The following is a 10,958-nucleotide window of genomic DNA, read 5'->3' as shown; positions in this document are numbered from 1 at the left end:
CGACCACGCTCAAAATGATTAACCGGCTGGTAGAGCCCGATAGCGGGAGCATCCGTTTTGCCGGGCAGGATATCCGCGAGCAGCCGCTGCTCGCCCTGCGCCGTCGCATGGGCTATGCCATTCAGTCTATCGGTCTGTTCCCGCATTGGACGGTGGCGCAAAACATCGCCACCGTGCCGCAGCTGCTGAAATGGCCGAAGGCGAAGGTGGACGCGCGAATTGACGAACTGATGGCGCTACTGGGGCTGGAACCGGTGCTGCGCACGCGTTTCCCGCACCAGCTCTCCGGCGGCCAGCAGCAGCGCGTCGGCGTGGCGCGTGCGCTGGCGGGCGACCCTGAGGTGCTATTGATGGATGAACCTTTCGGCGCGCTAGACCCGGTCACCCGCGGGGCGCTCCAGCAAGAGATGCGCCGAATTCATCAGTTATTGGGGCGAACTATCGTGCTGGTAACTCATGATATCGACGAAGCACTGCGCCTGGCGGATAACCTGATTCTGATGGACGGCGGTGAAGTGGTACAGCAGGGCACGCCGCTGCAAATGCTCAGCCAGCCGGGCAGCGAATTCGTCCGTACCTTTTTCGGACGCAGTGAACTCGGTGTGCGGTTGCTGTCGCTGCGTCAGGTGATGGACTACATGCGTCATGGCGAGTGCGCCGAAGGGGAGGCGATTACCGCCACCGCGTCGTTGCGCGATGCGCTCTCCGGTTTTATGGCGCAGCGGCGCACCGTGTTACCGGTGGCGGATGCGGCAGGTCAGGTCTGCGGCACGCTGCATTTTGCCGACCTGCTACGAGAGGAGTTGAGCGATGCGCCTGCTTCGTGATCCGCTGTTGTGGCTGCTGGCGCTGTTTGTCGGGCTGCTCGTCGGCTTGCCTTACAGCGAGCCGCTGTTTCATTTTCTGTTTCCTGAACAGCCGCGCCCGCTCTACCAGCAGGCCGGATTTCTCTCGCTAACGCTGGCGCATGCCTGGCTGGTGGGGGTCTCGAGCCTGTCGGCGATAGTGATTGGGGTCAGTGCGGGTGTGCTGGTGACGCGCCCGGCGGGCAGTGAATTCCGGCCATTGGTCGAGACATTAGCCGCGATGGGGCAAACTTTTCCCCCGGTCGCCGTGCTGGCGATGGCCGTTCCGGTAATGGGGTTTGGCGAAAAACCGGCGATTATTGCGCTGATTTTGTACGGCATTCTGCCCGTATTACAGGGGACGCTAGCCGGGCTGGCGGTGGTTTCCGAGAGCGCATTAAGCGTTGCACAAGGGATGGGGATGTCGGGCTGGCAGCGGCTGCGTCAGGTTGAGCTACCGTTAGCGGCACCGGTTATCGTAGCGGGGATTCGCACCTCGGTTATCGTTAATATCGGCACAGCAACGATTGCCTCAACGGTTGGGGCAAATACGTTGGGCACGCCAATTATCATTGGCCTGAGCGGATTTAATACGGCCTACGTGGTGCAGGGGGCCATTCTGGTGGCGCTGGCGGCGATTATCGTCGACCGCGCCTTTGAGCGGCTGAGTTTACGGCTCAGCCGACACCGCCACGCACAATAAACGAATATCCCGCGAGCATGACACCGCCAATACCGCTGATAGCCATCAGCCCAAAAATGATGATCGCGGCGAGTTTGCTTGACTTCATGGTGTACTCCTTTTGTTAACCAAAAGATTATACCGCGAAGCTCGTCTGTTAACGAACGATTAATTTGCGGGGAGCGGGAAGGCGACTCCCTCCTCCTGCCAGCGCGACATTTGCTGTAGCTGGACGGTACTCGGGGTGGTGCCACACCAGATTAACAGCGTCTGGCCGGGGAACAGTTCCGGCTGAACGTGGGTGAGCGAATGGGCCATCACGTCAACCCGCCAGCCCTGCTCACAGGCCACCCACCCTTCAAGCCATAGGCGCGTCATGTCGGCGACGTTCCAGCCGATGACCAACGCGTGCGGCCCTGACTTACGGCGGCCGGAGGCCAAATTGAGCGCGATATCGTTAATCAATACCCCGTCAAGCAGGCCCAGCAGCGTTTGTAGCACGAATTGCGCGCTTTGCAGACGCAGACGCAGCGGATTAAACAGGCAGTCGACCAGCGTGCGGGCGCTGTAGCTGCGACGCAGTTCTTTCACCCACAGGCGCAGCGGGTGCAGGTGACCGTTACGAAGATAGTTCAGCGCTTTTTCCTGCTGTTCGCGCCAGCCATCCTGCTGCTCGCTGAGCAGGCCTTTGACTTTGCTCACTTGAACGCCGTTTTCTATCCAGCGCTGAATTTCGCGGATGCGGTCGATATCGTCATCATTAAACAGGCGATGGCCGCCGTCGGTACGCTGCGGCTTCAGGAGGGCATATCGCCGCTGCCAGGCGCGAAGCGTTACCGGGTTAATATCACAGAGCTGCGCGACTTCGCCAATCGTGTAAAGCGCCATCTTTTCCTCCGGCATGCGATATCCCCTTTAACTTTAGACGGAGATTGCTGCGCTGACCTGTCCTGGTTGTTTTTTATCCACCTCCATGTCAAATGTGTGCGATAAAATGTGATCGGTAGCATTTTTTGCACTTTTATTGCCAGGTTTCAAAGAAAGTTATGCCGACTATGTGTATGTTACGCAGTTTTATTTCTGTTGTGGTGACGTGGTATGTACGAGTTTAATCTGGTGTTGCTGCTGCTTCAGCAGATGTGTGTTTTCCTGGTTATCGCCTGGTTAATGAGCAAGACGCGTCTCTTCATTCCGTTGATGCAGGTCACCGTGCGCCTGCCGCACAAGCTGCTCTGCTACGTCACGTTTTCTATTTTCTGTATTCTCGGTACCTATTTTGGCCTGCATATTGAAGACTCCATTGCCAATACGCGCGCGATTGGCGCGGTGATGGGCGGGCTTCTGGGCGGCCCGCTGGTGGGAGGGTTGGTCGGGCTGACTGGCGGTCTGCATCGTTATTCGATGGGCGGCATGACGGCGTTGAGCTGCATGATTTCGACCATCGTCGAGGGGCTTCTCGGTGGATTGGTGCACAGCCTGCTGATTCGCCGGGGTCGCCCGGATAAAGTCTTCAGCCCGTGGACGGCGGGTGCTATCACCCTGGTGGCGGAGCTGGTGCAGATGCTGATTATTCTGCTGATCGCCCGCCCGTTTGAAGACGCGCTGCATCTGGTGCAGAGCATCGCGGCGCCGATGATGGTGACCAACACCGTGGGCGCGGCGCTGTTTATGCGCATCCTGCTCGACAAACGGGCGATGTTTGAAAAGTACACCTCGGCCTTTTCCGCCACCGCGCTGAAGCTTGCGGCGTCGACGGAAGGTATCCTGCGTCAGGGCTTCAACGAAGAGAACAGCATGAAGGTGGCACAGGTGCTGATTCAGGAGCTGGATATCGGTGCGGTGGCCATCACCGACCGCGAGAAGCTGCTGGCCTTTACCGGCATCGGTGAGGACCATCATCTGCCTGGCAAACCGATCTCTTCACGCTACACGCAAAAAACGATTGAGACCGGCGAAGTGGTCTATGCCGACGGCAACGAAGTGCCGTACCGCTGCTCGATTCACCCCAACTGCAAGCTCGGCTCGACGCTGGTTATCCCGCTGCGCGGTGAGAACCAGCGGGTGATTGGCACTATCAAACTGTACGAAGCTAAAAATCGCCTGTTCAGCTCGATCAACCGTACCTTAGGCGAGGGGATTGCTCAGCTGCTGTCGGCGCAGATTCTTGCCGGGCAGTACGAGCGGCAGAAGGCGCTGCTGACCCAGTCGGAGATTAAACTGCTGCATGCCCAGGTGAATCCACACTTCCTGTTTAACGCCCTTAACACGCTGAAAGCGGTGATTCGCCGCGACAGCGAACAGGCAAGCCAACTGGTACAGTATCTGTCGACCTTTTTCCGTAAAAACCTCAAACGTCCGTCGGAGATTGTGACGTTGGCAGACGAGATTGAGCACGTGAACGCTTATCTGCAAATTGAGAAGGCGCGCTTTCAGTCGCGGCTACAGGTGCATCTGGATATTCCAGAGGTGCTGGCGCACCAGCAGCTTCCGGCATTTACCCTCCAGCCCATTGTCGAAAATGCGATTAAGCACGGCACTTCGCAGCTGATGGACGTGGGCGAGATTACGTTGCGTGCCAGCCAGCAGGACAGGCATCTGGTGCTGGATATTGAAGATAACGCCGGGCTGTATCAGCCTGGCGCTCAGTCTAGCGGTCTGGGCATGAGCCTGGTGGATAAGCGTCTGCGGATGCGTTTTGGCGACGAATGCGGGATTGCCGTTGCCTGTGAACCTGACCGTTTTACCCGCGTCACTCTGCGGTTACCTCTGGAGGAGAGTGCATGATTAACGTGTTGATTGTCGATGATGAACCGCTGGCGCGGGAGAATCTGCGCGTTCTGCTGCAGACGCACGAGGATGTGAACATCGTCGGAGAGTGTGCTAACGCGGTGGAAGCCATTGGCGCGGTGCATAAGCTACGACCGGATGTGCTGTTTCTGGATATCCAGATGCCGCGCATCAGCGGGCTTGAGATGGTGGGCATGCTCGACCCGGAACATCGCCCCTACATTGTCTTTCTGACCGCTTTTGATGAGTACGCGGTCAAGGCCTTTGAGGAGCATGCGTTTGACTATCTGCTTAAGCCGATTGAAGAAAAAAGGCTGGAAAAGACCCTGATGCGCCTGCGCCAGGAGCGGGCGGCGCAGGATATGTCGGTGCTGGGCGAAAATCAGCAGGCGCTGAAGTTTATTCCCTGCACCGGGCACAGCCGAATTTACCTGCTACAAATGGACGACGTGGCGTTTGTCAGCAGCCGGATGAGCGGCGTTTACGTCACCAGCGGCGAGGGCAAAGAGGGCTTTACCGAGCTGACGCTGCGCACGCTGGAAAGCCGTACGCCGCTGATTCGCTGTCATCGCCAGCATCTGGTAAACATGGCGCACCTGAAGGAAATTCGTCTGGAGGACAATGGTCAGGCCGAACTGTTGCTGCGCAACGGGCAGACCGTGCCGGTAAGTCGTCGCTATTTGAAGACCCTGAAAGAGGCGTTGGGGCTATAATTCGTGTAGAATCAGCCATCATTTTTTCATTACCACCGTCGAAGGCACTATGGTCAGTAACGATATTTTACGCAGCGTCCGCTACATCCTGAAAATGAACAATAACGATCTGGTGCGTGTTTTCGCGCTGGGCGAAGCTGAAGTCAGCGTTGAACAGCTGGCGCCGTGGCTGCGCAAAGAGGATGAGGAAGGCTTCGTGCGTTGCCCGGACATTATGCTGTCGTGCTTCCTGAACGGCCTGATTTATGAAAAGCGCGGTCGCGACGAGTCTGCTCCGGCGCTGGCGGTGGAACGTCGTATCAACAACAACATCATGCTGAAAAAGCTGCGTATCGCGTTTGCGCTAAAAACAGACGATATTCTGGCTATCCTGACTCAGCAGCAGTTCCGCGTCTCTATGCCGGAAATTACTGCCATGATGCGCGCCCCGGATCATAAAAACTTCCGCGAATGCGGCGACCAGTTCCTGCGCTATTTCCTGCGCGGTCTGGCGATTCGCGAGCACGCAGCGAAGTAATCATCAGTAGTTTCCCGGCCAAGCGAAGCGCCGCCGGAAATGCAACGAAAGACAAATAAAAAACGCTGCCGAAGCAGCGTTTTTTTTATGCAGATTATTTCACCTGCTGGCCTGGTTTCGCACCGTCATCCGGGCTTAACAGGAAGATATCTTTCCCGCCAGGACCTGCCGCCATCACCATCCCTTCCGAGATGCCGAAGCGCATTTTACGCGGTGCCAGGTTCGCCACCATCACGGTCAGGCGACCGATCAACGGCTGTGGGTCCGGGTAAGCAGAGCGGATGCCGGAGAAGACGTTACGCTTCTCGCCGCCGAGATCCAGCGTCAGGCGCAGCAGCTTGTCGGAGCCTTCCACGAACTCGGCGTTTTCAATCAGCGCCACGCGCAGGTCAATTTTGGCGAAATCATCAAAGGTGATGGTTTCCTGGATCGGGTCATCCGCCAGCGGGCCGGTAGCCGGGGCAGCGGCTGCTTTCACTTCTTCTTTAGACGCTTCCACCAGCGCTTCCACCTGTTTCATTTCAATACGGTTATACAGCGCCTTGAAGGTGTTGATCTTATGGCCCACCAGCGGCGCGTTGATAGCATCCCAGCTCAGCTCGGTATTGAGGAACGCTTCGGTACGTGCAGCCAGCTCAGGCAGAACCGGTTTCAGCCAGGTCATCAGCACGCGGAACATGTTCAGGCCCATTGTGCAGATAGCCTGCAGGTCGGCATCGCGGCCTTCCTGTTTAGCGACAACCCACGGTGCCTGCTCGTCAACGTAGCGGTTAGCGACGTCGGCCAGCGCCATGATTTCACGAATGGCTTTACCGAATTCACGGCTTTCCCACGCTTCGCCAATGCTGGCAGCCGCGTCGGTGAAGGTTTTGTACAGTTCTGGGTCAGCCAGTTCCGCGGACAGCACGCCGTCGAAACGCTTAGCGATAAAGCCAGCGTTACGCGAAGCCAGGTTCACCACCTTGTTCACGATGTCGGCGTTGACGCGCTGGATGAAATCTTCCAGGTTCAGGTCGATATCGTCGATGCGGGAAGAGAGCTTCGCGGTGTAGTAGTAGCGCAGACTGTCGGCATCAAAGTGCTTGAGCCAGGTGCTGGCTTTAATAAAGGTACCGCGAGACTTGGACATCTTCGCCCCGTTCACCGTCACGTAGCCGTGCACGAACAGGTTGGTCGGCTTACGGAAGTTGCTGCCTTCCAGCATGGCAGGCCAGAACAGGCTGTGGAAATAGACGATATCTTTGCCGATAAAGTGATACAGCTCGGCGGTAGAGTCTTTCTTCCAGTACTCGTCGAAGCTAGTGGTGTCGCCGCGCTTGTCGCACAGGTTCTTGAAGGAGCCCATGTAGCCGATTGGCGCATCCAGCCAGACGTAGAAGTATTTGCCCGGCGCGTTCGGGATTTCAAAACCGAAGTACGGCGCATCGCGGGAGATATCCCACTGCTGCAGGCCGGATTCAAACCATTCCTGCATTTTGTTCGCGACCTGCTCCTGCAACGCGCCGCTGCGGGTCCATGCCTGCAGCATTTCGCTGAAGGACGGCAGGTCAAAGAAGAAGTGCTCAGACTCGCGCATCACCGGCGTGGCGCCAGAGACGACGGATTTCGGCTCGATAAGCTCGGTTGGGCTGTAGGTCGCGCCGCACACTTCGCAGTTATCCCCGTATTGATCCGGTGATTTACATTTCGGGCAGGTGCCTTTGACGAAACGGTCCGGCAGGAACATGCCTTTTTCCGGATCGTACAGCTGAGAGATGGTGCGGTTTTTAATAAAACCGTTCTCTTTCAGGCGACCATAAATCAGCTCGGACAGCTCGCGGTTCTCGTCGCTGTGCGTCGAGTGGTAGTTGTCGTAGCTGATGTTAAAGCCCGCAAAATCAGTCTGATGCTCCTGACTCATTTCGGCAATCATCTGCTCTGGGGTAATACCCAGCTGCTGTGCTTTCAGCATGATTGGCGTGCCGTGGGCATCGTCCGCGCAGATGAAGTTAACCTCGTGGCCGCGCATTCGCTGGTAACGGACCCAGACATCAGCCTGGATGTGCTCCAGCATATGGCCGAGGTGGATGGAGCCGTTGGCGTACGGCAGCGCGCACGTTACCAGAATTTTCTTCGCGACTTGAGTCATAGTGGGTATTACTTCTTCTGTTTGAAAAAAGGGGTTTTGATATTACCAAAAGGGTAGAGGGTGTGCCATACATGCTTGAGCGTACCTGTGGTAGACTTAGGCGTACTGAAAGCAATTGAAAACAACAAAGGAGTCGGGATGAACTCAGAATCCCAGGCCAAATCACCTGAACGTCTACGTGCGATGGTCGCCGGCACGCTGGCAAACTTCCAGCACCCCACCCTGAAGCACAACTTAACGACGCTAAAAGCGCTGCACCACGTCGCCTGGCTTGACGATACCGTGCACATCGAACTGCAGATGCCGTTTGTCTGGCACAGCGCCTTTGAAGAATTAAAAGAGCAAACCAGCGCTGAACTGCTGCGGGTGACCGGGGCGAAAGCCATCGACTGGAAGCTGTCGCACAGCATAGCCACGCTGAAACGCGTGAAAAACCAGCCGGGCGTCACCGGCGTGAAGAATATTATTGCCGTCAGCTCCGGCAAAGGCGGGGTGGGTAAATCGTCCACCGCCGTGAACCTGGCGCTGGCGCTGGCCGCGGAAGGGGCGAAAGTGGGCATCCTCGATGCCGACATCTACGGCCCGTCTATCCCGAACATGCTGGGCGCGGAAAACCAGCGTCCAACCTCACCAGACGGCACCCATATGGCGCCGATTATGGCGCACGGCCTGGCAACCAACTCCATCGGCTATCTGGTCACTGACGACAACGCCATGGTGTGGCGTGGCCCGATGGCCAGCAAAGCGTTGATGCAGATGCTGCAGGAGACCATGTGGCCGGATCTCGACTACCTCGTGCTGGACATGCCGCCGGGTACCGGTGATATCCAGCTGACGCTGGCGCAAAACATTCCGGTGACCGGGGCCGTTGTGGTCACTACGCCGCAGGATATCGCGTTGATCGATGCCAAAAAAGGCATTGTGATGTTCGAAAAAGTGGAAGTGCCGGTGCTGGGTATCGTGGAGAACATGAGCATGCACATCTGCAGCAACTGCGGTCATCACGAGCCGATTTTTGGCACCGGTGGCGCAGAGAAGCTGGCAGAGAAGTATCATACCCAACTGCTGGGCCAGATGCCGCTGCACATCAATCTGCGTGAAGATCTGGATAACGGTACGCCGACGGTGGTTGCGCGCCCGGAAAGTGAATTTACCGAGATTTATCGTCGACTGGCGGGGCGCGTTGCGGCGCAGCTCTACTGGCAGGGCGAAGTGATCCCTGGCGACATCGCGTTCCGCGCGGTGTAACACAGGTAAAAAGAGGCCGGGCGCATCACTGATGCGCCCGGCCTTTATTCATTAACGGTGATAGAAAATCTCGCCGTCGTAGACTTTGCTAATGGTGCCGTCGGTATCGCTAATTTGCACATAGTTACCGCCCATGTACGTCCAGCGGGTGCCTGCGTCCGGCGCTGGCAGGTTACGCTGCTGCCATTGCGTGATGTTGTACTCTGGCGTCAGGTACATGGCTGGCGCTTTATCACCAATCTTGAACTGCGTGAAGTCGGCAGTGAACTCTTTCAGCTCATACTGCTGAATACCGGTAGCCGGAGCAGCCCACGCCGCGCCCGCCGTTGCCAACAGTACGCCCAGAAGCATCATTTTTGTTTTACGCATACTATCCCCATATTATCCTGGATATAAAATTGCAGCTCCGTATGATTCCTGATGCGCGCCCTCAATGGCAAGCGCTGGTTTCTTAAAAAGTGTAAGCAAACAGCGACGACCTCTCATTTGAGGATAATTCTGGCACCCGCCTCTAAGGACCTTTATGTTCAGGCTGGAAGACTTATCACTGTTCGTACGCGCCGCCGCGTTGAACAGCTTTAGCGATGCGGCGCGAGAAGCGGGCATCCCCCCGGCGCAGGTCAGTTCAGCGATTAAACGGCTGGAGACAGCGCTAAACGTGCGCCTGTTCGCGCGCTCCACGCGCAGCCTGCGTCTGACGGTAGAAGGTGAGGCCTGGCTGCCGTATGCCTTACAGATGCTGGACGCGCTGCAAAATGGGCTACAAAAAATCCACACGCCGGATGATGAGGTGCGCGGTACGCTGCAAATCGCCGTGCCGTCAGATCTCGGCCGTAACCTGCTGCTGAACGTGTTTCGTCGTTTCCGCGAGCGTCACCCGGCGCTGCGGCTGCGCATTCTGTTTTCCGATCATCTCACCGATGTCTTCAAAGACCCGGTAGACGTGGCGTTTCGCTACGGCGAAAACCACGATGCCTCGTTTGTGTCTCTCCCGGTCGCGCCGGATAACCGCCGCGTGGTGGTGGCATCACCCGACTGGATCGCGCGCCACGGCGAGCCGCAGACGCTCGCCGACCTCGAAAAATGCAATGCGTTGACTTACGTGCTGCGCGGCAGAGCGTTTGACCGCTGGCCGCTCAGCCAGGATGGCGTAGAGTACAGCGTCCAGGTCAGCGGCAGTATCACCAGCGATGATGCCGAGGTGATTCGTCGCCTGGCGATTGCGGGAGAGGGCGTAGCGTTTAAATCGATGCTGGATGCCTGCGACGACCTGCGCGAAGGGCGGCTCAAGGTGCTGCTGCCGCAGTATCAAGGTGATGTGGTGCCGCTCAATATGATCTGCCCACACCGCAAGCAGCTTTCTGCGGCGGTGCGGTTGCTGTATGAGGCGGTGAAAGCGGAATGTGCGACAAAGCAGCTTTAGCCGCCGTTACGCTGGACTGGACCGGCGGAGGACGCTATTGCGCCGTCGGTTTCAGTAGCCCGCCCGTCGACTTGTTATGTTCTAAATACTGATGCTGGAAAATACACATTCGTATCGTGTTGCGGTATTCACCGTTAACGAAGAACTCATGAATTAATTCGCCTTCCTGGATAAACCCAAGCTTACGATAAATATGAATCGCTTTGGCGTTCTCTTTATCCACGATGAGATAGAGCTTATAGAGATTCAGTACCGTAAAACCGTAATCCATTGCCAGCTTAGCGGCGCGTGTCGCCAGGCCTTTGCCCTGGTATTCCGGCGAGATGATAATCTGAAACTCGGCTCGGCGGTGAATATGGTTTATTTCAACCAGCTCCACCAGGCCTGCGTTATTGCCATTAAACGAAATGACAAAACGGCGTTCGCTCTGATCGTGAATATGCTTATCGTAAAGGTCGCTCAGCTCAACGAAGGCCTCATAAGGTTCTTCGAACCAATAACGCATTACGCTTGCGTTATTATCGAGTTGATGCACAAAGCGCAAATCTTCGCGTTCAAGGGGTCTTAGTTTAATGTCTGATGGTTCTGGCATAATATTTTCAGCCTCTTGGGAAA

12 protein-coding genes are annotated in these 10,958 nt (G+C 56.7%); 7 read left to right on the top strand and 5 right to left on the bottom strand.

Going from position 1 to position 10,958, the window contains the following annotated elements:
- Together GKAS_RS13650 and GKAS_RS13645 are read left to right on the top strand one after the other, a co-directional pair.
- A partial coding sequence (locus GKAS_RS13650; protein ID WP_035894905.1) for an ABC transporter ATP-binding protein occupies positions 1-827 on the top strand: 827 nt, incomplete at its 5' end.
- Positions 811-1,548, top strand: coding sequence for an ABC transporter permease (locus GKAS_RS13645; RefSeq protein ID WP_035894901.1), 738 nt, complete (start codon positions 811-813; stop codon positions 1,546-1,548). The genes GKAS_RS13650 and GKAS_RS13645, both read left to right, overlap by 17 nt.
- Here GKAS_RS13645 and GKAS_RS24860 read toward each other — a convergent pair.
- Both GKAS_RS24860 and GKAS_RS13640 read right to left on the bottom strand, forming a co-directional pair.
- On the bottom strand, positions 1,523-1,636 hold the full coding sequence (locus tag GKAS_RS24860; protein WP_115073879.1) for a protein YohO: 114 nt from the start codon (positions 1,634-1,636) through the stop codon (positions 1,523-1,525). The genes GKAS_RS13645 and GKAS_RS24860 overlap by 26 nt on opposite strands.
- 59 nt (positions 1,637-1,695) lie before the next feature.
- Positions 1,696-2,415 carry a MerR family transcriptional regulator gene (locus GKAS_RS13640; protein WP_035894903.1) on the bottom strand — a complete coding sequence of 240 codons (720 nt, stop codon included), beginning with the start codon at positions 2,413-2,415 and terminating at the stop codon, positions 1,696-1,698.
- Positions 2,416-2,625: 210 nt separating this feature from the next.
- On the opposite strand from GKAS_RS13640, the gene GKAS_RS13635 reads away from it, so the two are divergent.
- From GKAS_RS13635 to GKAS_RS13625, 3 genes are read left to right on the top strand one after another with little or no spacing between them, the layout of a single operon-like run.
- Complete coding sequence (locus GKAS_RS13635) at positions 2,626-4,311, top strand: sensor histidine kinase (RefSeq protein ID WP_035894900.1); 1,686 nt, start codon at positions 2,626-2,628, stop codon at positions 4,309-4,311.
- The gene (btsR, locus tag GKAS_RS13630) at positions 4,308-5,027 is read left to right on the top strand and encodes a two-component system response regulator BtsR (protein WP_035894899.1); all 720 of its coding nucleotides are present in this window, start codon (positions 4,308-4,310) and stop codon (positions 5,025-5,027) included. Before GKAS_RS13635 ends, btsR begins: the two co-directional genes overlap by 4 nt.
- 49 nt (positions 5,028-5,076) lie before the next feature.
- The gene (locus GKAS_RS13625; protein ID WP_035894898.1) at positions 5,077-5,544 is read left to right on the top strand and encodes a YehS family protein; all 468 of its coding nucleotides are present in this window, start codon (positions 5,077-5,079) and stop codon (positions 5,542-5,544) included.
- A gap of 94 nt (positions 5,545-5,638) precedes the next feature.
- Here GKAS_RS13625 and metG read toward each other — a convergent pair whose 3' ends face one another.
- A complete protein-coding gene (metG, locus tag GKAS_RS13620) occupies positions 5,639-7,672 on the bottom strand; it encodes a methionine--tRNA ligase (RefSeq protein WP_035894897.1) in 2,034 nt (677 codons plus the stop codon).
- A 138-nt stretch (positions 7,673-7,810) separates the two neighbouring features.
- Here metG and apbC point away from each other — a divergent pair, with 138 nt between their 5' ends.
- The gene (apbC, locus tag GKAS_RS13615; protein ID WP_035894896.1) at positions 7,811-8,920 is read left to right on the top strand and encodes an iron-sulfur cluster carrier protein ApbC; all 1,110 of its coding nucleotides are present in this window, start codon (positions 7,811-7,813) and stop codon (positions 8,918-8,920) included.
- Positions 8,921-8,971: 51 nt separating this feature from the next.
- Here apbC and GKAS_RS13610 read toward each other — a convergent pair whose 3' ends face one another.
- Entirely contained in the window at positions 8,972-9,289 is a 318-nt protein-coding gene (locus GKAS_RS13610) for an RcnB family protein (RefSeq protein WP_035894895.1), read from the bottom strand.
- Between the two features lie 154 nt (positions 9,290-9,443).
- Here GKAS_RS13610 and GKAS_RS13605 point away from each other — a divergent pair, with 154 nt between their 5' ends.
- Positions 9,444-10,343, top strand: a complete 900-nt coding sequence (locus tag GKAS_RS13605; protein ID WP_035894894.1) for a LysR family transcriptional regulator — start codon at positions 9,444-9,446, stop codon at positions 10,341-10,343.
- A 34-nt stretch (positions 10,344-10,377) separates the two neighbouring features.
- Here GKAS_RS13605 and speG read toward each other — a convergent pair whose 3' ends face one another.
- Positions 10,378-10,935, bottom strand: coding sequence for a spermidine N1-acetyltransferase (gene speG, locus GKAS_RS13600; RefSeq protein ID WP_035894893.1), 558 nt, complete (start codon positions 10,933-10,935; stop codon positions 10,378-10,380).
- Positions 10,936-10,958: the final 23 nt, after the last annotated feature.

It is taken from the genome of Kluyvera ascorbata ATCC 33433 (assembly GCF_000735365.1).
In the GTDB taxonomy this organism is placed as follows: Bacteria; Pseudomonadota; Gammaproteobacteria; order Enterobacterales; family Enterobacteriaceae; genus Kluyvera; species Kluyvera ascorbata.
The sequence above is the reverse complement of the archived record's forward strand: the minus strand, read 5'-3'. Positions and strand labels throughout refer to the sequence as shown.

Coding starts and splice junctions, on each gene's coding strand:
- GKAS_RS13645 (WP_035894901.1), top strand. CDS start 811: ATGCGCCTGCTTCGTGATCCGCTGTTGTGGCTGCTGGCGCTGTTTGTC.
- GKAS_RS24860 (WP_115073879.1), bottom strand. CDS start 1,636: ATGAAGTCAAGCAAACTCGCCGCGATCATCATTTTTGGGCTGATGGCT.
- GKAS_RS13640 (WP_035894903.1), bottom strand. CDS start 2,415: ATGGCGCTTTACACGATTGGCGAAGTCGCGCAGCTCTGTGATATTAAC.
- GKAS_RS13635 (WP_035894900.1), top strand. CDS start 2,626: ATGTACGAGTTTAATCTGGTGTTGCTGCTGCTTCAGCAGATGTGTGTT.
- btsR (WP_035894899.1), top strand. CDS start 4,308: ATGATTAACGTGTTGATTGTCGATGATGAACCGCTGGCGCGGGAGAAT.
- GKAS_RS13625 (WP_035894898.1), top strand. CDS start 5,077: ATGGTCAGTAACGATATTTTACGCAGCGTCCGCTACATCCTGAAAATG.
- metG (WP_035894897.1), bottom strand. CDS start 7,672: ATGACTCAAGTCGCGAAGAAAATTCTGGTAACGTGCGCGCTGCCGTAC.
- apbC (WP_035894896.1), top strand. CDS start 7,811: ATGAACTCAGAATCCCAGGCCAAATCACCTGAACGTCTACGTGCGATG.
- GKAS_RS13610 (WP_035894895.1), bottom strand. CDS start 9,289: ATGCGTAAAACAAAAATGATGCTTCTGGGCGTACTGTTGGCAACGGCG.
- GKAS_RS13605 (WP_035894894.1), top strand. CDS start 9,444: ATGTTCAGGCTGGAAGACTTATCACTGTTCGTACGCGCCGCCGCGTTG.
- speG (WP_035894893.1), bottom strand. CDS start 10,935: ATGCCAGAACCATCAGACATTAAACTAAGACCCCTTGAACGCGAAGAT.